Below are 20,888 nucleotides of genomic sequence, written 5' to 3' on the forward strand. Positions count from 1 at the left end.
TTCCCATTTTTATAGGGGCAATCACTTGCCCCATTATTAATTATCCCGAAAACGGCATACTAATCGCATGCAAACGATTGACGATTTCGCTTAAACGCGGATCGGCTTCGCGTTCTAGGTATTCACCTAAACGTACACCAAATGGCACCTTGTCATTTTCTGCCATCATTGCCATAAATTGGTTAGCGATGTTACCGCCTTGACGATAACCGGCAAGACGACGTGCTTCACGTTCAAGGCTAATACGCAAATCCAACGGAATAGTTGGGAAACGTAATTTAGCTTCTGCGTTAGGATCGGCTTTTTCTTGTTTGCCTTTAAGTTTTTGATCAAGTAAACCAAGCGCGACAGCAAAACCATAAATGGTGGCGGCAGGTGTTGGTGGACAGCCAGGGATATAGACATCAACCGGTACGATTTGGTCAGAACCACCCCATACACAATAGAGATCGTGGAAAATACCACCGCCGCAACCGCAAGCCCCGTAAGCGATACAAATTTTTGGATCTGGCGCGGCTTGATAAGCACGCATGGCTGGCGTACGCATCGCACGGGTAACCGCACCAGTGAACAAGAGAATGTCCGCATGGCGAGGTGACGCTACCACTTTAATACCAAAACGTTCCGCATCAAATGTTGGCGTAATAGTACTGAAAATCTCGATTTCACACCCATTACAACCGCCACAGTCCACACGGTAAACGTAAGCTGAACGTTGAATATCTTTCAGCAACGTTTGTTTCATTTTGGCAATATTTTCATCAATACTAAACGGTGTTGATATACCATTAACCGGCATTGGAATTTGAGTGTTCATCGTCTTTCGCCTCCTGCTAAAACGTTAGGTAAATCAACCGCACTTTCTTCACGTTGTTCGATTGCTTTTTTGAAATTCAAGCGAACTGGCTCCTTAAAGTCGATCAATTTCATCCGCATATTGGATTCCATATTTGCGGTTTTTTCTAAACTATGTTGACGTTTGCAAACCGGACAGGTATGTAATTCCGCCAATTTTCGTTTCACTAACTCTGGATTATCCAAAGTTTGTTTGAATAAATCGATGGTGTAATTCAATTCTTTATAAGAAATAAAAGGTTTACCACATTCCTGACAAGTTACTGTTGCAAAGGTTGTTTCTTGGAAAAGATCCTGTTTATTGGTCACTGATAGTTCAAAATCTTGTGATAAGCGAATGGCTTTAGTTGGGCAAACCTCTTCACAACGACCACAGAAAATACAACGACCAAGAAATAATGACCATGTACGGTCGCCTGTCACTGGATCCGTTCTCATGGTCAACGCATTAGCTGGACAGGCAATAGTACAAGCCGCACAGACAATACATTGATCAGAATTAAGTTCCGGTTTTCCTCTAAAATCCTCATCGACTTCATAAGGTTTGAACGGATATTTGGTGGTGACATCACCTGCTTTAAATACCGTTTTTAGTAATTTAAACATATTCCGCCTCCCCTATTTCAATGGTGAATTTTTACGTTCAATACCGTAGCGTTCAATCTCTTTATAATCTACGGTTTTCGCTTTGCGTTTACGCACATCCACCACGGTTACACGGTCGGTACAAGAATAGCAAGGGTCAAGACTACCAATAATAAGTGGTGCATCAGACACTGTATTGCCACGCAACATATAGCGTAAGGTTGGCCAGTTAGCATAAGTGGCAGCACGACAACGCCAACGGAAAAGTTTTTGGTTGTCACCTAGCATTGACCAGTGAATATCTTCGCCACGTGGTGCCTCAGTAATCCCTAAAGCAAAACGTCCAGGCGTATAATTGAAACCTTCTTTTAAGATTTCGCCACTTGGCAAATTATCCACCATGTAATCAATAATATTCATGGATTCAAACACTTCATTAATACGCACTTTCACACGGGATAATACGTCACCATTTGCTTCAGTGAAGAGATTGAAAGGTATATCGCCATAACCAGAGAATGGATGTACTTTACGTACATCACGCGCAAAGCCAGAACCACGAATCATTGGACCAACCGGGCTGAAGTCACGAGCGATATCTTTTGCCAAGACACCGACACCCACCGTACGTTGTTCCATATTCGGTGTATTCAATAAAATATCGGTTAAGGTTTTGAGTTCTTCACGCATTTCACCGATAAGTTTGATACATTGCTCACGTTGATGTTTCAACATATCACGACGCACACCACCGATAAGGTTAATACCATAGGTTTTACGTGCACCGGTTAACACTTCTGCCAAGGTCATGGATTTTTCACGAACGCGGAAGAATTGCATAAAGCCAGTATCAAAGCCGGTAAAGTGGCTAGATAGACCTAAGTTTAATAAGTGGCTGTGTAAACGTTCTACTTCTAATAAAATCGCACGGATCCATTCAGCTCGTTTTGGAATTTTAATCCCTAAAGCACTTTCTACAGAGTTGGCGTAGGCTACACTATGTGTGAAACCACAAATCCCACATACACGGTCAGCAAGGAAGTTAACTTGGTCGTAATCCATACGGGTTTCCGCCAATTTTTCCATACCACGGTGCACATAGAACAAACGATAGTCCGCATCAATGATATCTTCCCCATCTACGAACAAACGGAAATGTCCTGGTTCATCCGAAGTGATATGTAACGGGCCAAGTGGAACGATACGAGCCTCGCCTTTTTCGTTAATAAATTCGTATGTTTCTGTCGCGGTTGTCGGATCAGGACGTAAACGATAATCCATAGAGTCTTTACGTAACGGATAAAGATCATCCGGCCAATCATCTGGCAACACTAAGCGGCGTTGGTCAGGCAAACCGACCACTTTCAAACCATACATGTCAAATAATTCACGTTCGCCCCAAACCGCCGCTTTGACTTTTGGTGTCACAGACGGAAATTCTAAGCTCACAGGATCAACTAAGGCTTTAATAGTGATAAAAGTTTTCACTTCCCCTTCCATGGAAAGCACGTAGTACACTGCATAGTTGCCATGAATTGAACGCTCATCATTCCCAAAAACCAAAGGTAACCAACCTTCATGTTGATAATAAAGGTATTCAACAACATCAGGTAACATATTGGTTTTAATAGTAAGGGTAACCTGATTTTGTGTTGACCACTCCTCATCCAAAATGGTATTTGGAAATTTTGCATTGACTGCTTCAATGTAATTTTTGCCAATCATTTTGGCTGGATCGACTGATGTATTTTTAGTTAATTCCATATATTTATCCTCCTGTCGATCATTGCGCTAAACTTTGCCAAGGTAAAACTAACATTTCACCAAAGGACACTTGTTCAGATCCGAGTACAATTCCGACCGCACTTTTTAATAACTGCAAAATTGGTTCGGCAATATGAATACCCATAATAAACATGAATAACAATAAAATTGCCATCGCCACGAGTGAAACTTTGTTCACATCCCCCACTTCAACATTATCAGGTTGTTTACCTAATACAGTTTTTAATACCATTAAAGACAATCCAGCTAACACGATAGTAAGTAAAATTAAACAGAATACCATTAACCAAGTTTTACCTGCGTAAATACCCGCAACAGCAATACTGAATTCACTGACGAATACGTTAAATGGTGGAATACCACCTAGTGCTAATGCACCACCGGCAAATAATACCGCTGTCATGGGTGCCACACGCCATAAACCACGTACTTGGTTCATATCACGGGTTTTGTATTTCAATAAAATGTTACCAGAAGCACAGAACAGCAAGGTTTTCGCTAAGCTATGGTTAATGGTATGTAATAACCCAGCAAATACGCCTATTGGACCACCTAAACCAAAAGCAAAGCTGATTAAACCCATGTTTTCAATACTGGAGTATGCCAATAAACGTTTGATGTCGAATTGAACGATAATAAACAACGCCGCGACTAATACAGAAAGTAAACCAAATACTAACAACAAGGTTTGAGGGTATGTAGAACCAACTGCTTTAGAAACTAATATGTAATAACGCAATACCACCGACATGGCACAGTTCAATAATACCGCTGATAAAATCGCACTCACAGGACTTGGAGCCTCACTGTGTGCATCAGATAACCAAGTATGCATTGGAAATAAACCACATTTAGTACCAAACCCGACCAAAATAAAGGCAAAAGCAAGATACATGAGCATTGGATTTAAACCTGCTGCCTGTTGATTGATTTCTGTCCAGAAAATAGCTTGGCTTGGATCAGCTAAAAGATTTGTTCCATTAGAGAACGTTAAAATTGTGCCATACAATCCAAACGCCACCCCAACTGAACAAATAATGATGTATTTCCATGCAGCCTCAAGAGAGGTTTTTTGTTTGTATGTACCGACCAAGAATGCTGAACTTAATGTGGTTGCTTCAATGGCTGCCCACATCAAAATCACATTATTGGTGATCACAGAAATGATCATGGTGAAGAAAAACAAATGCAAAAAGCCGTAATAATTGCAGTATGTTTTCAAATCAAGATGCCCTTCGCGATATTCAGTACTAATGTAACCGATAGAATAAATACCGGCTAACGTTCCGACAATAGCGATAAGACCTAAGAAAATAGCAGATAGACTGTCGATGTAAACCCAGTTATTTAATGCACTGATTTCCCCCTGAGTTAGCACGCCATTAATAATTTGTAAGGCAAATGCTAACATCAAAATCAAACCTGTAACATGAAGTGCGGTACAAATTGTCCGTGCTTTTGTCACGCCACAAGCGAAACTGGCAAGTGATATTGCTAAAGGTGCGATTAATAACGCGATTATCCATTGTTCATACATAGCGTTACCCCTTCAAACTCATAAGTTGTTTTGCATCTAATGAATGGAATGTACGGTAAATTTTGTTTACCAATACCACCATTATGATGACGGCAAAGATAGCATCTGTGGCAATTCCGATTTCCACTAACTCAGGTGCTTTGTTTGCCAGTAAGGCTAATGTGAGATGAGAACCGTTTTCCATCAAACAATAACCGAACACTTGTTTTACGATATTGCGTTGGCTAACAATGCACACTAAACCTAATAAGAAGTGACTTAATGACACTGATAATGCTGGTTTAAGATGTGCAACCAACGGTAAATCGATTGGGACAACAACAAAGTAGCACAATGTAACTATCACTGCTGTGATCGGGATCAACCAAGCGACATTTATTCCGGCCGGAGTTTGACTTTCATCAACTTTTTTCATCGCATAGATTAAAATCGCTGGTACCAAAAGCACTTTGGTAATAAATGCGCTAATTGACCACATATAAAGTTCATGGGCTTGCATTTCATTGGCAAGATAGACAAACAACAATACCAATACCAACGATTGCAAACTGTAAAATAACGCAGCTTTTTTGGCGGTTCGAACCATAATTACGCAAAGAGAGGTAATAATGAGTAAACACGCAAGTCCATTTATCATTAACATAGATTCCTCCTTAACCTAACCAGCCAAACCTAACCAATATGCGGCGATAAAACTGGACACCACGGACATCACCATTAATACAACTAACACGAAACGCATAGAGAATGGTATAGGTTGTGCATTGGCAACCGCTTCTGATGGTTTACCGATGACACATTGTCCGAATTTATACAACAACCATACGAATGTCGCGGTAGATTCAACTAAAGCAAGCACCATTAACCAAGTAATCCAGCCATATTCATGCCCTAATTCAAATCCGGCCGCAAATAATGGATATTTACTGAAGAATCCGTTAAACGGTGGCACCCCGGCAATCGCTAACGCGGCTACGCCAAATCCTGCCCCTACCACTGGCATTGTACGCATAATACCTTGTAGTAATGGCATAGAACGAGTTCCTGTCGCATAACTTAATGAACCTGCGACCAAGAAGAATAAGCTTTTCGCGAAAGCATGGTTGAAGATGTAGCTAATCGCTGCCACAAAGGCCAATTTAGAGCCTAATGCAGCAAGAGAAATCCCAATGAAAATATAAGAAAGTTGGGTAATTGTTGAATACGCCAATAAACGTTTTAAGTCAGTTTGCGGCAAGTACATCAAGAAGCCATAAATTAAGGTAATCATCGCCATGATGATGCCGACTTCGCCCACAATATGTGGAATCTCACCAGCAGACATAACTGAACGAGCGAAGATATACACCCCAACTTTTACCATTGATGCAGCGTGCAAATACGCACTCACCGGTGTTGGAGCTTCCATCGCATTCGGCAACCAAATTTGCATTGGTAATTGTGCTGATTTCCCCCACGCAGCAAACATCACACCGAATAACACGATGGTTTTCGCACTCGGGTCTAAATGTTCTAACGCAGTGATAGAGAAAGTACCTGATTGGCTGAATAAATAAGCTGCGGCAATATATAACCCAATTGCCCCCATGTGGGTGATAATCAAGGCTTTCATTGCGGCTGCTTGAGCTTTTGGTGTTTGGTAATAACTGATTAATGCCCAAGAACATCCCCCAGTAATTTCGAAGAACAATAATTGTCCTGCTAAAGTTGAGGAATAGACCAAGCCTGCCATGGCACCGATAAAAATGAGCAAGAATGCATAAAAACGTGGTAACCCATTATGTGGATGTTCACGGTTTTTATCGGTTAAATAGCCGCAAGAATATAAGCAGATTAAGAAACCTAAGGCTACAACAGCAAAAGCAATTAATGTACTGACTGCATCAAGCGTTACACCAAAGATCGCGGTTTTATCAAAAGCAACGATGTCATAAGTAACACTTTGATGGCCATCGGCAAACCATTGTCCTGCAACTAACAAGGTTCCCAACGTAGCAAGCGCAGCAAATACTGTAGCAATTTGAGCAAAGTGTTTTTTGTTCAAACCGACAATAAACGCCCCTACGAAAGGTAAAATGATTGTAATCAGAGCTAAACGTTCCATATTTGTCCTCCTTACAACCCAGTGAAGTAAAATACAAACGCTAACACAGAAATGCCGAAGCCGACCACGGTTAAACGTCCTGTTAACATAAAGCGGGTACGAGAAAGTGTGTTTTCAAAAACACAAGCCAATACGAACACCACTAATAATTTCACGAAGAATAAAACGCCGCCTAAAATGACCGCACTTAAGCTCATCTCTGTCGGGATACCAAACGGAAGCAACACGCTCACAAAGATAGATGCTACAACCATTGATTTTAAGCTTAAGCCGGCTTTTAATAAGGCAAGTGCCGGACCAGAGTATTCAGTCAATGGACCTTCTTGTAATTCTTGTTCTGCTTCTGCCAAATCAAATGGAATTTTACCCATTTCAATAAATACGGCGAAGAATGCTGCAGCGATAGCAATCACTGTCGCAATTGGATATTGCCAAGTGTTTTCGGAAAGTGCATTACCAATAACTGCAAAATTGGTTGAACCGGCAATTAACGCAATGACAAGGAATGCCAACATGAGAATTGGCTCTACCAAGACACCTAATGTGACTTCACGACTTGCTCCTAAACTTGAGAATGTGCTGTTTGAATCCAAACCCGCAATTGAAAAGAAGAAACGGAACAAGGCGAATAAGTAAATCACGGTGATTAAATCACTGCCAGCGCCAAATGGTGCAACACGAGTAAATAAAGGCAAACTCATGGCGACTACCATCACGGTACTAATTAGCACATAAGGCATCACTTTAGAAACCCAACCCGCATTGTCAGGCCAAATGTTTTGACGTTTCATTAATTTCGCAATATCGCGATAATCTTGTAACACGCCAGGACCGCGACGAGATTGAATACGCGCACGGATCATACGTGAAATACCGGAAAATAACGGTGCAAGGACAAGCAAAATCAAGGCTTGCACAATGGCAAATACAAACATTCCGGCAGATGTTGCAATTTCTGAAGGTAACGTAATCATTTTCAACCTCCTACATCAACCCAATGGAAAGTAGTAATGCCATCAAAGCAATCACGAAGTACACGCAGTACACACGGAAGTCGCCTTGTTGCAACCATTGAAGTTTTGTTCCTAACCAAGGAATCAAACGAGCGATTGGCATCGTCACTTTTTCTTCCCAGAAAGGTTCTGTTTTTGTTGCGCCTTTAATTACCGCTTGGATACCTTTATCACCTAAAGGGGCGGGATCCAATACTTCGCGCAAGGTATAAAGCGGTTTGAAAATCGTACGTAATGGACGAGTAAAACTACCTGCAGAAGCCGCCATATCTTGTTCATAAGCATAACCACAAGCCCATGGATTGCCTTTCGCACGATCGGATAAACGTTGATTTTTGGTGAAGGCGTAAAAACTAAATGGCAAGAAGAAGAATGCCAATAGCATGATAGTCACCATCGGTGTTGAAAGTGCGGTATGCGGTTCAGCTTGTGCGACTACTACTCCATTTTGAGCCAACATTAGCGGTTCGCTATGAGTAAGTGCGGTCGAAATTTTCGCAATTATTGGCGTTACAACAGATGCACCCACACCTAACAACACACAACATAACGCCAACACTGCCATGGCAATCACCATTGGTTTTGGTACTTCACGTGCATTGGCTGCTTTTTCGCTACGCGGTGCACCACCGAAGCTGATACCGTACACTTTCACGAAACAAAGTGCTGCTAACGCCCCCGTTAATGCCAACATAATGATGGCAATCGGGCCGGCAAGTTTTAATACGAAATCATCACTTTGGCTTAAGGTGAATAAAGATTGATAAGTAAACCATTCACTGACGAAACCATTAAACGGTGGCAATGCAGAAATCGCCATGGTACCGATTAAGAAACAAAACGCAGTGTAAGGCATAAGTTTGCCTAAGCCGCCCATTAAGTCCATATCTTTAGTATGCAAGCGATACATTACTGAACCTGCACCTAAGAATAACAAGCCTTTGAACACAGCATGGTTAAGTAAGTGGTATAACCCACCAAGTAAGCCCACGGTTGCTAATACTGGATGATGTGTCGCGATACCAATCATACCAACGCCCACACCCATCATAATGATGCCGATATTTTCTACCGTGTGATAAGCCAAGAGTTTTTTGATATCATGTTCTGCCAAGGCATAAAGTACACCGAGTACGGAAGATACCGCACCGACACCGAGTACGATAACGCCATACCAAACATTGGTAGAACCGAGAAGATCAACACCCACTTTAATGATCCCGAAGATACCGATTTTAACCATCACACCAGACATCATCGCTGATGCATGAGAAGGTGCAGCCGGGTGAGCTTTCGGTAACCAGCTGTGTAATGGAATCATACCTGCTTTTGCGCCAAAACCTAAAAATGCCAAAATAAAGGCAGTAAAGGCAAGCGGTGCTGGCAAAGTTGTTTGACGGAATGCGCTAAATTCAAAACTACCGGCATAGCAGTAGAAAATGAAGAAGGCGATCATAATTAATACCGAACCGGCATGCGCAATAAAGAAATAAAGCAAGCCTGCATTTACGGCATTATCATCTTGTTCGGTAAGGACTAAGAAATAAGATGCCAATGACATCATTTCAAAGAATACAAGGAAGTAGAACGCATTATCGCTGGTAACTAACGCAACCATGGAAGCGATAAATAAATTCATAAAGAAACCCATAGAACCTGCGCCTTTACCTTTGTATTCTTTCACATAAGAGAAAGAATAAAGTGCGGTCACAATAACTAATAAAGAAATTACACACACCATAAACGCCGCCAATCCATCAATACGGATGGAAAATGAGGCAAATTCAAATGGGGTTTTAAAAACATCAACGACTGTGTCGCTGCTGATCAGAACGGGGATGCAGGCAACAATACCTAACACTCCAGCAAGTACACCGGTCACGCCGGATATATTGATTGAAAGTTGTTCGTTTCGTCTCACTGCGAGCGAAATAAACGCACCTACGACATAAATCAACAGGGTCGTGATGAGTAAATTGATAGGTAAACTCATAATATCACTCCATTGATTACAAGTTAAAACACACTAATTATCTTGGAATAGCAGGCGAAGAAACCATTGCCATTTCACGTTTTCTTTCGTTAGCCTGCTTGATACTCTCATCACTAATAATAAATAATGTTTTGGTCGGACAGGTTTGTACACAAGCCGGACCATCTTCACGGAAATAGCAAAGATCGCATTTCACCGCAATAGCTTTCACGCCAGGTTGCCATGCCAGCATATTGTGTAAATCCGTATTATCTGGTGCAGTACGAATATCTCGTTTTACCGCATCAGTGAAGGAGAATCCTTCATAATAGGTTGGTGCGTCAATCGGTGCAGAACCATGTTGAGTAATTGCACCGAATGGGCAAGCAATACCACAAAGTTTACAACCGATACAGAGACTTTCGTTAAGTTGAATGGTGTCATTAATGTGTGTGATTGCGTGCACCGGGCACACGGTAGCACATGGTGAATCATCACAATGACGACAGAGAATTGGCACGGTTACATCATCATTACGCATGACTTGTAAGCGTGGAAAAGATTGTAATCCGAAAGCTTTATGCACTTCGCTACAAGCGGCCATACAGGTGTTGCATCCAATGCAATCCTTCGGATCACCGATTACAAAACGATTCATACACTCCCCTCCTTGTATGTAAATAACGTTTTTTACAATAACCACTCTAGAAGTAAGGATACTCCTGTAAAAAAGTAAAGCTCAAGAACTAATTCGAAAATTTGTGATTAAGATCAAAAGATTTTCATTGTTTTTCTATTACTGTGATACACCTGTTAAATAACAGTGAAACATAATAATTTTATGTTAAAAATGTGAACAGATTTTAAACAAAAATGCAGTAGCCTTATTTAAGATATGGCTATACAAATTTAGGTGGTTACATGATAAAATTTCACACGCACAGTACGTTTATTGAAACACAATAAACGATTCATCTCATAAACATTCTAACTAAGGACAGATTATGTGTTTAGGTATTCCGGGACAGATCATTCAAGTAGCTGACAGCGCATTACAGCTTGCTGTAGTCGATGTCTGCGGAGTAAAAAGAGAAGTTAATATTTCATTAATTTGTCAGGATGACCCAAAACCTCTGGTTGGCAAATGGGTGCTCGTACACGTTGGTTTTGCCATGACAATTATTGATGAAGAAGAAGCAAAACAGACTCAAGAAGCCTTAATTGCGATGAGCCAGCTAGAACACGAAGTCGGCGATTTTCTTGGTCTCAATCAAAAATAAACAGGATTGCGTTATGCAAGGGATCGAATTACGCATAAAAGGAAAAGTTCAGGGCGTGGGGTTTCGCCCTTTTGTCTGGCTTCTGGCAAATCAATATGGATTAAATGGAGATGTCAATAATGATGGACAAGGCGTGTTAATTCGTTTTGTCTCTCCACCAGCAAATGCAATTGAGCAATTTTTATCCGACCTACAAAATAAACTCCCACCTCTAGCGCAAATTACTGACATTACTCAGCGCGCCATAGATTGGCCTGACGCAGCCACAGTAACAAGCTTTACTATCCGGGAAAGCGAAAACAATCAAATGGACACGCAAATTATTCCCGATGCAGCAACCTGTCCACATTGTTTAGCTGATTTATTCGATCCCAACAATCGACGTTATCACTACCCTTTTACCAATTGTACCCATTGCGGCCCACGTTTTACTATCATTAAGGCAATTCCTTACGATCGAAAAAACACGGCGATGTCTGTTTTTCCACTTTGTCCACAATGTGAAAAAGAATATAAAGATCCCGCTGATCGTCGTTTTCATGCTCAACCCAATGCTTGTTCAGTCTGTGGACCCCATATCTGGTTGCAGGATCGAGAAGAGACACTCGCTACTCATGAAACCGCGCTAAAACAGACCGCACTTTTATTGCAACAAGGTTACATCGTCGCGGTAAAAGGCTTAGGCGGTTTCCATCTAGCCTGTGATTCGAATAATCAAAAGACGGTTGATTTATTACGTCAACGGAAACATCGTCCCACAAAACCATTAGCCATTATGGTGCCAGATCTGCAGTTTTTACAGAATTTGAGTTCTCAAGAAACAGAATTGCTAACCAGCAGTGCAGCACCGATTGTACTACTAGCAAAACATAAAGTACCCAATATTGCTGATAACATCGCACCTAACTTGCAAGAAATCGGCGTCATGCTTCCAAGTAATCCACTACAACATTTGTTATTACGCGCGATTAATCGTCCGCTCGTGATGACCTCTGCGAATGCCAGTGGGCAACCTCCTGTATTGAAAAATGAATATGCAGTGGAACAATTAGCTGATTTAGCGGATTTTTATCTTTGTCACAATCGCGATATTCTACAACGTGCCGATGATAGCCTTGTTCGCGTTGCCTTCGATGGATTAGAAACATTACGCCGTGCTCGTGGCTATGTACCTGATGAAATACCGCTTGAAACACAAAGCACAAAAAATGTATTAGCATTGGGTTCTGATCTGAAAAATACCTTCTGCTTACTACGTCACAACAAAGCCATACTGAGTCAACATATTGGCGATACAGCAAATGAACAAGTGCGGTCACAATTAAGTGAAAACCTTGCATTATTTCAGCAGATTTACCAATTTAAACCAGACATCATCGCGGTGGATACTCACCCTGACTATTTTTCATCTTCTATCGGAAAACAACTTGCTGAGCAGCAACAAATCCCCCCCATCGAAGTACTCCATCATCATGCTCATATTGTCAGCGTGATGGCCGAACATCATTGCAATGAACCTGTAATCGGTCTTGCACTAGACGGTATTGGCATGGGGGAAAATGGACAGCTTTGGGGGGGCGAATGTCTACTCGTTGACTATCAACATAATCAATATTTAGGTGGTCTGCCTGCTGTGGCTCTGCCGGGAGGCGATCTTGCAGCTAAACAACCTTGGCGCAACTGGTTGGCTCACCTGCATCAATTTGTACCACAATGGCAAGAAATTCTCACCAAAACCTGTACCGAACCGAATTGGCAAATATTAGTCAACGCCATTGAACGTGGACTCAATTGCCCACCTATATCATCTGCGGGTCGTTTATTTGATGCCGTAGCTTATGCTCTCGGTATTGCACCAACCATTGTTTCTTGGGAGGGCGAAGCTGCCTGTCATTTAGAAGCACTGGCAAATACCTCATCTTTGGCAACACAAGCACAAAGTGCGGTCAATATTCCAGTAAAAATGCCGCTTATCGGTAATAAACTGGATTTGGCTTATTTCTGGCAAAGTTGGTTGAATTACCAGGCGCCTGTCGCAGATAAAGCCTTTGCCTTTCATTATGCTCTCGCCCAAGGTTTTGCTGAACTTGCTGCGAACCAAGCACGAAAATACCAATGCCGTACTATCGTGCTGTCTGGCGGCGTGATGCATAACCAACTGCTACGTCGCTTATTAAAAGAAAATCTGAGCGAATTCCATGTACTGAGTGCGCATAAACTACCGATGGGTGATGGCGGACTCAGTTTAGGTCAGGCGGTTATTGCCATGCATAGAAACTGATCATCCTTAATGTTAAATATAAGAAAAAGAGTTAATCGAAAAGTGACGATTAACTCTTTTATTTTTGTATTTCTTTTTTATAACGGAATACTGGAAAAGAAAACCAATAGTAACGGTGGCAGAATATTCGTAACAAAGCCGAATGAAATCGCAATTGGCGTGACTTCAATACCTCCTGCTTTTTGAATAATTGGCAAGGTACAATCTATTGCTGTCGCACCCGTAATCCCAATTGCAGTCGAACGGAAATGACGCATAAATAATGGGATCACAAATAAGCTGACAATTTCACGGGATAAGTCATTAAAAAAGGCAATACTGCCCTGCACCGGTCCCCATGCATTGGTCAATACTACACTAGATAACGAATACCAACCCATTCCAGAGGCAAATGCCAGCCCTTGTGTAATTGGCATAGCCAAAACGAAAGCAGCAATGATACCACCTAATAATGAAGTAAAAGTAAACACCATCCCTGTTTGGAAACCTCGTTTATTGAAAAGGGCCTCTTTTAAGGAAATACCGTTATTTCTTAGCTGAATCCCCACAAAGAAAATCAGTACGATCAATACATACAGATTAATTCCGGTAGGTAACATGAGATAGGATTTGAATAAGAAACCACAAAGGGTGCCGATCACTACCGTGCCGGAAAGTTTGAGTGAGTCAATTAAGGAGTGCCAACGAGAATCAATTTTACCTTGTGATTTAAGTGGCTCAGCGGGGTTAAAGCGGTCATAAAGCATCAAACCAACCATATTAGATCCCAAAATGATCGCAGACAGTGTCACCGCAGTTGTGCCAATAATCGGCAGTTTATGCTCTAAATCATCTAACTGACCAAGTAAATAGCCCATTAAGAAAAGAATAATATAAAGCAAAAACATCACGATATGATTTATTTTTGCAATATAGGATTTATTATTGACCTTTAATAAATAACCTAACACCATTGGTATTAAGACAATTAATAAGCCATTTATCATATCCTGCATCATACATTTCCTTTCTTATTCCATTAGAGCTAGCATACCCTTTTTATCCCATTTTTTCAAAGCGCATAAAAAAAGTGCGGTCAAAATTGACCGCACTTTTAATCATCTAAAAAATTAAATTTATTAGCCATTTACTTGGCGACGTGCTAATACAGCATCGGATAACTGTTTTAACACGATTTCTGTATCTTCCCAACCGATACAAGCATCAGTGATACTTTGCCCGTAAGTCTGAGCTTTACCATCGACTAAGTCTTGACGACCTTCAACGATATGACTTTCCACCATAACACCGAAGATCTGCTTTGAACCACCTGCAATTTGCTGGCAAACATCTTCACAAACTTCCATTTGTTTTTTAAATTGTTTGCTACTATTTGCATGACTGAAATCAACCATTACATGTGGAATACGACCTGATTTTTCGATCTCTGCACAAACTTTTGCAACATCTTCTGCTTTATAGTTAGGACCTTTATCCCCACCACGTAAAATGATGTGACAGTCTTCATTTCCTTTTGTTGAAACAATGGCAGAATGACCAAATTTTGTCACAGACAAGAAATAATGCGAAGCTTCTGCCGCGCCCATTGCATCTAAGGCGACTTTCACGCCACCATTTGTGCCATTTTTAAAGCCTACCGCACAAGATAAGCCTGAAGCTAATTCTCGGTGTACTTGAGATTCAGTTGTTCTCGCACCAATTGCGCCCCAGCTCATGAAATCAGCCACATATTGTGGTGTGATCATATCTAAGAACTCACCTGCTGACGGGACGCCTAAATTATTGATGTCAGATAATAATTTACGTGCAATACGTAAACCATCATTTAAACGATATGTATCATTTAAATAAGGATCGTTAATTAAGCCTTTCCAACCTACTGTTGTACGCGGTTTTTCAAAGTAAACACGCATCACCACTTCAAGTGTATCTTTATATTCATCACGTAATACTTTTAAACGTTTGGCATAATCTAATGCGGCTTTAGGATCATGAATAGAACAAGGACCAATTACTACAAGTAAACGGTCATCTTTTCCATGAATAATATTGTGTGCGTGCAAGCGGGTTTCATGAACTAAATCAGCCGCTTCTTGACTTGCAGGAAATTTTTCTAATAAGGCAATTGGGGGTAATACCTGATCGACTTTTTCAATTCGGGTATCATCATTTGCAACTTTTACTTCGATTTCTTCTTTCTTCGTCGCCATATGTCACTCTCTAAATCTTAAATGTTGTGCTTAAATCTAATGGCGTTACTCTACACCTATTTTTTGTACTAGTAAACTAGTTCATTTGAATTCTTACACAATTATTATGTGATTGCGTAAAATTTATACTACCTAGGCAGTAAAACAGGGCGTTATTAAACTATATTTCCGCCTTGTCTGGCAAGGTTTTTGACGTAAAAATAGGTTGTACCAGCCCTATTTAAACAGAATGATTCTTTTATTCTTCAAATTAACAAAGAGGTTTAGATAAATGCGGGCAAAAAGAACAATTTCAACATCTACCGTACTTTTTAAAAATATTTTTTCAATGCCCTTGTTTTTACTGAACATCCCCCTCATTTTTTTGTCTGATTGAACACTTATTCAGTCATTTATTTTTACTTGGAGAACTCTATGAAGAAAAGAAATTTTGTATTAACCGGTATAGCATTAGGTTTAAGCGTGTTTGCAACCTCTTTATCCGTTCAAGCGGCTATTCCAAATGAGATTGTCGAACAAGGCAGCCTTGCACCAATGTTAGAAAAAGCACAAGCAGCAGTTGTGACCCTTTCTGTTGAAGGCAAAGCAAAAGCTAACAGCCGTTCAGCATTACCTGATGATATTCCAGAAGAATTTAAATTTTTCTTTGGTGATCAATTTGGCGAACAATTCGGCGGAGATCGTGGTGCATCACGCAACTTCCGCGGTTTAGGTTCTGGCGTGATCATCAATGCAGATAAAGGCTATGTTTTAACGAACAATCACGTCGTAGATGGCGCAGATAAAATTACCGTAAAATTACAAGACGGACGTGAATTCAAAGCCAAACTCGTTGGAAAAGACGAACAATCTGATATCGCTTTAGTACAAATCGAAAAACCAACTAACCTCACCGCGATCAAAATGGCTGACTCCGATAAATTACGCGTAGGTGATTTTACCGTTGCTATCGGTAACCCATTCGGTTTAGGCCAAACCGTCACCTCTGGTATTGTTTCGGCGCTAGGTCGCTCTACTGGTTCAGATAGCGGTGCATATGAAAACTATATCCAAACTGATGCGGCGGTAAACCGTGGTAACTCTGGTGGTGCATTATTGAATTTACAAGGTGAATTAATTGGTATTAATACCGCAATTATTTCTCCAAGTGGCGGTAACGCCGGGATTGCATTTGCAATTCCAAGCAACCAAGCCAACAACCTTGTCCAACAAATCTTAGAATTTGGTGAAGTACGTCGTGGTTTACTCGGTATTAAAGGTGGCGAATTAAATGCCGATTTAGCAAAAGCCTTTAATGTTAGTGCACAACAAGGTGCATTTGTGAGTGAAGTCATTCCAAATTCTGCTGCAGAAAAAGCTGGCTTGAAAGCGGGTGATGTGATCACTGCAATGAATGGTCAGAAAATCTCAAGCTTCGCCGAAATGCGTGCAAAAATTGCAACTTCTGGTGCAGGTAAAGAAATTGAACTCACTTATTTACGTGATGGCAAAACTGACAACGTAAAAGTGACCTTACAAGCAGACGATGGCTCTCAAACGGCAAGTAAAACAGAACTTCCTGCACTAGATGGTGCAACCTTAAACAACTACGATGCAAAAGGTGTTAAAGGTGTAGAAATTAGTAAAGTACAGCCAAATTCAATGGCGGCACAACGCGGTTTAAAATCGGGTGATATCATCATCGGCATCAACCGTCAGCCAATTGAAAGCACGCAAGACTTACGCAAAGCGCTAGATGAAAAACCATCTGCTGTTGCACTCAATATCTTACGTGGTAAAAACAACTTCTACTTATTAGTGCAATAAAATAAAAAAAGAGCGGTCAAATTAACCGCTCTTTTTCTTTATTCCGATATCATAAATTGCTCTCTCAATTGATGAAGCTTATCGCGTACTGCGGCGGCTTTTTCAAACTCAAGATCTTGAGCAAATTTATACATTTGTTGTTCCAATTTCTTAATTTGTTGTTGGAATTCTTTGGCGGATTTAGGTGCATTGTAAAGTGCGGTCGGTTCAGCTGCTGTTTTACCACGCTGTTTCGATTTGGCTTTTTGATTTGCACCTTGACCAATATCTAACAACTCGCCCACTTTCTTATTCAATGCCTGTGGAACAATGCCGTGCTCTTCATTGTATTTCATTTGTTTTTCACGACGGCGATTCGTTTCGGTAATGGCTTTTTCCATAGATTTAGTGATGCTATCCGCATATAAAATTGCTTTACCATTTAAGTTTCGAGCAGCACGGCCGATAGTTTGGATTAAGGAACGTTCAGAACGCAAGAAACCTTCTTTATCCGCATCTAAAATTGCCACAAGAGAGACTTCTGGAATATCCAAGCCCTCACGTAACAAGTTGATACCAACCAATACATCAAACTCGCCTAAACGTAAATCACGAATAATCTCTACACGCTCAACAGTATCAATATCTGAATGCAAATAACGGACACGAATACCGTGCTCGTCTAGGTAATCCGTTAAATCTTCCGCCATTTTCTTCGTCAGCGTTGTCACTAAAACACGCTCATTTTTGTCCGCTCTTTGACGTGCTTCAGACAGCAAATCATCCACTTGAATGGACACTGGACGAATTTCAATTTGCGGATCGAGTAAGCCTGTTGGACGCACAACCTGATCGACAATTTCAGTACCCGATTTTTCCAATTCATAAGGACCAGGTGTCGCTGAAACGTAAATCGTCTGTGGCGCTAAACGTTCAAACTCTTCAAAACGCAATGGACGGTTATCTAATGCAGAAGGCAAACGGAAACCATATTCCACCAAAGTTTCTTTACGTGAGCGGTCTCCACGATACATCCCACCAATTTGTGGTACTGTCACGTGTGATTCATCAATAATCAAAATCGCATCAGACGGCATATAATCAAATAATGTCGGAGGCGGTTCGCCTTCATTTCGGCCAGAAAGATAGCGTGAATAGTTTTCGATGCCTGAGCAATAACCGAGCTCGTTCATCATCTCAATATCAAACTGCGTGCGTTGGGTAATGCGCTGCTCTTCCAACAATTTATGCTCTTTGATGAAATACTCACGGCGTTGCACAAGTTCCGCTTTGATTTTTTCAATAGCATCTAAAATACGTTCTCTCGGTGTCACATAGTGCGTTTTCGGATATACCGTAAAACGAGGAACAGCACCAAAACTTGTGCCCGTTAAAGGATCAAATAAACTTAAACGTTCAATTTCATCATCAAATAATTCAATTCGTATCGCACGATCGTCCGATTCCGCAGGGAAAATATCAATCACTTCGCCGCGCACACGGAATGTACCACGCTGAAAGGCTTGATCGTTTCTTGTGTATTGTAATTCCGCCAACTTCGCTAAAATCTGACGTTGATTGATAATTGCACCTTGCTGTAAATGCAACATCATTTGTAAATAGCTATCTGGGTCCCCCAAACCATAAATCGCTGAAACAGATGCGACTACGATAGTATCTCGACGCTCCAAAAATGACTTCGTAGCTGAAAGACGCATCTGTTCAATCTGATCATTAATAGAAGCATCTTTCTCAATAAAGGTATCACTACTCGGTACATAAGCTTCCGGCTGATAGTAATCATAGTATGAGACGAAATACTCCACCGCGTTTTCAGGAAAGAATGCTTTCATTTCTGCATAAAGCTGAGCAGCAAGGGTTTTATTTGGGGCAAGTAACATTGCTGGGCGATTTAACGTCGCGATAACATTTGCAATAGTAAAGGTTTTACCAGAGCCCGTTACCCCGAGAAGGGTTTGATGCGCCAAACCATCCTCTAAATTTTCGACTAATTTTTCGATTGCTTGGGGCTGATCACCGGACGGTTTAAAATCGGAATGAAGGATAAAAGGCTTCGTGTTAATTTTCTCTGCCATAAGTGTGGTCAATTTTTTTACTGTTTTAGAAGTGTGGTTATTTTAACACATTTATTACTCCAAATTGAGCGATAAAAATCCAAGTTTTACACACACTTAGGCGTGTCAAGTCTTAAACACTTCAAAATTGAAAAATATTTTATTTTTTTTGCTGGACTTTATTTAACGTATTGATATTTAAACAAATATTACCGAATGGCTAATAGATGAGCAATTTGAGACAAAGCCAGTCTGCACCAGTGGTTGACCATTTTAAACAAAAACAATCCACAAAGTTATCCACAGGCTTTGTGGATAGCAAAAACGGTAAATTTTTTTGTAATTTTTTTCATTTTGAGTATTGACAAGCGACAGGTCGCTCATTAAAATGCGCGCCTATTCTTTGTAATACCAAATTTATTCCTCCTTAGTTCAGTCGGTAGAACGGTGGACTGTTAATCCATATGTCGCAGGTTCGAGTCCCGCAGGAGGAGCCAAATTTCTCTTTTGGTTTAGCTTTCGTTTGTCTCCTTTTACGAATCCTAAATTTGTAGCCAAAAGAATTTAAGCCCATCGTGTTGATGGGCTTTATTTTTATCTAATCTATACTGATTTAATGAATTATCAGGCTAATTTAATGATGAACGATCATCCATTAAATTATCACATTCCCAGCCGATATAGTCGCCTGAAAACTCCATAGCTAATTTTTCAAAACGCTCTACCCAATCGAAGATCTCATTACTATCTAATGAAAGCTCTTGCTCCAATTTCACCATGAAATAAGGTTGTTCATCTTCTTCTGTTTGAATAGCTTGGCTAGAATATTTAAGAGTGTTAAAAGACACTTTTCCAAGCGTTAATTCATCCATGAAAGGGAACATTTTTTCTTCTTCATCAAAATGAAAAGTATGCTCAATCAAATAAGTATCGCTTAAATTGCGCCCTTTGCTATTCAGCATACTCAAAATCTCTTCTGTCGCATTTAATTTCATTTCCAATGGCGAAGCCAGTAAGAAATCGAAATAGGTATCCCAATTGGGATCATCCTGCACATTGATCTCTGAAACAAAATCAAGCTGTTGAAGGGTTTCTTTAAGCAAAGCATCATGTTCACAATAAAAATGCATTTTTGCCTGATGATTGCAAATAAAATGTCCAGCAAAGAAAACATTCGGAAGTGCGGTCAATTGTGCAAGGATTTTAAAAAGACGATTAATCAATTTTTCATATTCGTCTTCATTCGGCAAACCATCCTCATCTCCCTGATAAGGCACGGTAAATTGCACAACCTTACTGAGATGTTTACCATGATAAACATCTAAATCTTCAATATTTGCGGTAAACACGGCAGGCATACCATTCACTTGTGAACGGTAATTCTGCCAATTTGCCATATCCATGTT

16 protein-coding genes and 1 tRNA gene are annotated in these 20,888 nt (G+C 40.6%); 4 read left to right on the top strand and 13 right to left on the bottom strand.

Annotated elements, in window-relative coordinates; all coding sequences use genetic code 11:
* Nucleotides 1–40: 40 nt before the first annotated feature.
* From RDV53_RS09835 to RDV53_RS09875, 9 genes are read right to left on the bottom strand one after another with little or no spacing between them, the layout of a single operon-like run.
* Complete coding sequence (locus RDV53_RS09835) at nucleotides 41–817, bottom strand: NADH-quinone oxidoreductase subunit B family protein (RefSeq protein WP_005696266.1); 777 nt, start codon at nucleotides 815–817, stop codon at nucleotides 41–43.
* The gene (locus tag RDV53_RS09840) at nucleotides 814–1,461 is read right to left on the bottom strand and encodes a formate hydrogenlyase complex iron-sulfur subunit (protein ID WP_005696267.1); all 648 of its coding nucleotides are present in this window, start codon (nucleotides 1,459–1,461) and stop codon (nucleotides 814–816) included. The genes RDV53_RS09835 and RDV53_RS09840 overlap by 4 nt, the downstream gene beginning before the upstream one ends.
* Before the next feature lie 12 nt (nucleotides 1,462–1,473).
* Nucleotides 1,474–3,204 (bottom strand): hydrogenase large subunit, encoded by a 1,731-nt coding sequence (locus RDV53_RS09845; RefSeq protein WP_005696268.1) that lies wholly within the window; start codon nucleotides 3,202–3,204, stop codon nucleotides 1,474–1,476.
* A 19-nt stretch (nucleotides 3,205–3,223) separates the two neighbouring features.
* The gene (locus tag RDV53_RS09850) at nucleotides 3,224–4,762 is read right to left on the bottom strand and encodes a hydrogenase 4 subunit F (protein ID WP_005696269.1); all 1,539 of its coding nucleotides are present in this window, start codon (nucleotides 4,760–4,762) and stop codon (nucleotides 3,224–3,226) included.
* A 4-nt stretch (nucleotides 4,763–4,766) separates the two neighbouring features.
* Nucleotides 4,767–5,405: a hydrogenase 4 membrane subunit gene (gene hyfE, locus RDV53_RS09855; protein ID WP_005696270.1), complete on the bottom strand. Its 639-nt coding sequence runs from the start codon at nucleotides 5,403–5,405 to the stop codon at nucleotides 4,767–4,769.
* Nucleotides 5,406–5,420: 15 nt separating this feature from the next.
* Nucleotides 5,421–6,866: a hydrogenase 4 subunit D gene (locus tag RDV53_RS09860; RefSeq protein WP_005696271.1), complete on the bottom strand. Its 1,446-nt coding sequence runs from the start codon at nucleotides 6,864–6,866 to the stop codon at nucleotides 5,421–5,423.
* Nucleotides 6,867–6,877: 11 nt separating this feature from the next.
* Nucleotides 6,878–7,840 (bottom strand): respiratory chain complex I subunit 1 family protein, encoded by a 963-nt coding sequence (locus tag RDV53_RS09865; RefSeq protein WP_005696272.1) that lies wholly within the window; start codon nucleotides 7,838–7,840, stop codon nucleotides 6,878–6,880.
* A gap of 10 nt (nucleotides 7,841–7,850) precedes the next feature.
* Nucleotides 7,851–9,872: a hydrogenase 4 subunit B gene (gene hyfB / locus RDV53_RS09870; protein ID WP_005696273.1), complete on the bottom strand. Its 2,022-nt coding sequence runs from the start codon at nucleotides 9,870–9,872 to the stop codon at nucleotides 7,851–7,853.
* 37 nt (nucleotides 9,873–9,909) lie between these two features.
* Nucleotides 9,910–10,509: a 4Fe-4S dicluster domain-containing protein gene (locus RDV53_RS09875; RefSeq protein ID WP_014065505.1), complete on the bottom strand. Its 600-nt coding sequence runs from the start codon at nucleotides 10,507–10,509 to the stop codon at nucleotides 9,910–9,912.
* A 346-nt stretch (nucleotides 10,510–10,855) separates the two neighbouring features.
* Here RDV53_RS09875 and hybG point away from each other — a divergent pair, with 346 nt between their 5' ends.
* Both hybG and hypF read left to right on the top strand, forming a co-directional pair.
* Complete coding sequence (hybG, locus tag RDV53_RS09880) at nucleotides 10,856–11,131, top strand: hydrogenase maturation factor HybG (protein ID WP_005696275.1); 276 nt, start codon at nucleotides 10,856–10,858, stop codon at nucleotides 11,129–11,131.
* Nucleotides 11,132–11,144: 13 nt separating this feature from the next.
* Nucleotides 11,145–13,412, top strand: coding sequence for a carbamoyltransferase HypF (hypF, locus tag RDV53_RS09885; protein ID WP_005696276.1), 2,268 nt, complete (start codon nucleotides 11,145–11,147; stop codon nucleotides 13,410–13,412).
* Nucleotides 13,413–13,489: 77 nt separating this feature from the next.
* Here hypF and RDV53_RS09890 read toward each other — a convergent pair whose 3' ends face one another.
* Together RDV53_RS09890 and aroG are read right to left on the bottom strand one after the other, a co-directional pair.
* Nucleotides 13,490–14,407, bottom strand: coding sequence for a LysO family transporter (locus RDV53_RS09890; protein WP_172461370.1), 918 nt, complete (start codon nucleotides 14,405–14,407; stop codon nucleotides 13,490–13,492).
* A gap of 123 nt (nucleotides 14,408–14,530) precedes the next feature.
* The gene (aroG, locus tag RDV53_RS09895; RefSeq protein WP_005696279.1) at nucleotides 14,531–15,622 is read right to left on the bottom strand and encodes a 3-deoxy-7-phosphoheptulonate synthase AroG; all 1,092 of its coding nucleotides are present in this window, start codon (nucleotides 15,620–15,622) and stop codon (nucleotides 14,531–14,533) included.
* A 414-nt stretch (nucleotides 15,623–16,036) separates the two neighbouring features.
* On the opposite strand from aroG, the gene RDV53_RS09900 reads away from it, so the two are divergent.
* Nucleotides 16,037–17,428, top strand: a complete 1,392-nt coding sequence (locus RDV53_RS09900) for a DegQ family serine endoprotease (RefSeq protein WP_005696281.1) — start codon at nucleotides 16,037–16,039, stop codon at nucleotides 17,426–17,428.
* Between the two features lie 38 nt (nucleotides 17,429–17,466).
* On the opposite strand, the gene uvrB is transcribed toward RDV53_RS09900, so the two are convergent.
* Complete coding sequence (uvrB, locus tag RDV53_RS09905) at nucleotides 17,467–19,503, bottom strand: excinuclease ABC subunit UvrB (protein WP_005696282.1); 2,037 nt, start codon at nucleotides 19,501–19,503, stop codon at nucleotides 17,467–17,469.
* 400 nt (nucleotides 19,504–19,903) lie between these two features.
* On the opposite strand from uvrB, the gene RDV53_RS09910 reads away from it, so the two are divergent.
* Nucleotides 19,904–19,979 (top strand) — tRNA-Asn (locus tag RDV53_RS09910).
* 132 nt (nucleotides 19,980–20,111) lie between these two features.
* On the opposite strand, the gene RDV53_RS09915 is transcribed toward RDV53_RS09910, so the two are convergent.
* Complete coding sequence (locus RDV53_RS09915; protein ID WP_005696285.1) at nucleotides 20,112–20,885, bottom strand: TIGR01619 family protein; 774 nt, start codon at nucleotides 20,883–20,885, stop codon at nucleotides 20,112–20,114.
* Nucleotides 20,886–20,888 lie beyond the last annotated feature (3 nt).

The organism is Haemophilus parainfluenzae ATCC 33392, assembly GCF_031191205.1.
In the GTDB taxonomy this organism is placed as follows: Bacteria; Pseudomonadota; Gammaproteobacteria; order Enterobacterales; family Pasteurellaceae; genus Haemophilus_D; species Haemophilus_D parainfluenzae.

Excerpts from the sequence above, each read along its gene's own strand:
- RDV53_RS09835 (WP_005696266.1), bottom strand. The coding sequence starts at position 817 with ATGAACACTCAAATTCCAATGCCGGTTAATGGTATATCAACACCGTTT.
- RDV53_RS09840 (WP_005696267.1), bottom strand. The coding sequence starts at position 1,461 with ATGTTTAAATTACTAAAAACGGTATTTAAAGCAGGTGATGTCACCACC.
- RDV53_RS09845 (WP_005696268.1), bottom strand. The coding sequence starts at position 3,204 with ATGGAATTAACTAAAAATACATCAGTCGATCCAGCCAAAATGATTGGC.
- RDV53_RS09850 (WP_005696269.1), bottom strand. The coding sequence starts at position 4,762 with ATGTATGAACAATGGATAATCGCGTTATTAATCGCACCTTTAGCAATA.
- hyfE (WP_005696270.1), bottom strand. The coding sequence starts at position 5,405 with ATGTTAATGATAAATGGACTTGCGTGTTTACTCATTATTACCTCTCTT.
- RDV53_RS09860 (WP_005696271.1), bottom strand. The coding sequence starts at position 6,866 with ATGGAACGTTTAGCTCTGATTACAATCATTTTACCTTTCGTAGGGGCG.
- RDV53_RS09865 (WP_005696272.1), bottom strand. The coding sequence starts at position 7,840 with ATGATTACGTTACCTTCAGAAATTGCAACATCTGCCGGAATGTTTGTA.
- hyfB (WP_005696273.1), bottom strand. The coding sequence starts at position 9,872 with ATGAGTTTACCTATCAATTTACTCATCACGACCCTGTTGATTTATGTC.
- RDV53_RS09875 (WP_014065505.1), bottom strand. The coding sequence starts at position 10,509 with ATGAATCGTTTTGTAATCGGTGATCCGAAGGATTGCATTGGATGCAAC.
- hybG (WP_005696275.1), top strand. The coding sequence starts at position 10,856 with ATGTGTTTAGGTATTCCGGGACAGATCATTCAAGTAGCTGACAGCGCA.
- hypF (WP_005696276.1), top strand. The coding sequence starts at position 11,145 with ATGCAAGGGATCGAATTACGCATAAAAGGAAAAGTTCAGGGCGTGGGG.
- RDV53_RS09890 (WP_172461370.1), bottom strand. The coding sequence starts at position 14,407 with ATGCAGGATATGATAAATGGCTTATTAATTGTCTTAATACCAATGGTG.
- aroG (WP_005696279.1), bottom strand. The coding sequence starts at position 15,622 with ATGGCGACGAAGAAAGAAGAAATCGAAGTAAAAGTTGCAAATGATGAT.
- RDV53_RS09900 (WP_005696281.1), top strand. The coding sequence starts at position 16,037 with ATGAAGAAAAGAAATTTTGTATTAACCGGTATAGCATTAGGTTTAAGC.
- uvrB (WP_005696282.1), bottom strand. The coding sequence starts at position 19,503 with ATGGCAGAGAAAATTAACACGAAGCCTTTTATCCTTCATTCCGATTTT.
- RDV53_RS09915 (WP_005696285.1), bottom strand. The coding sequence starts at position 20,885 with ATGGATATGGCAAATTGGCAGAATTACCGTTCACAAGTGAATGGTATG.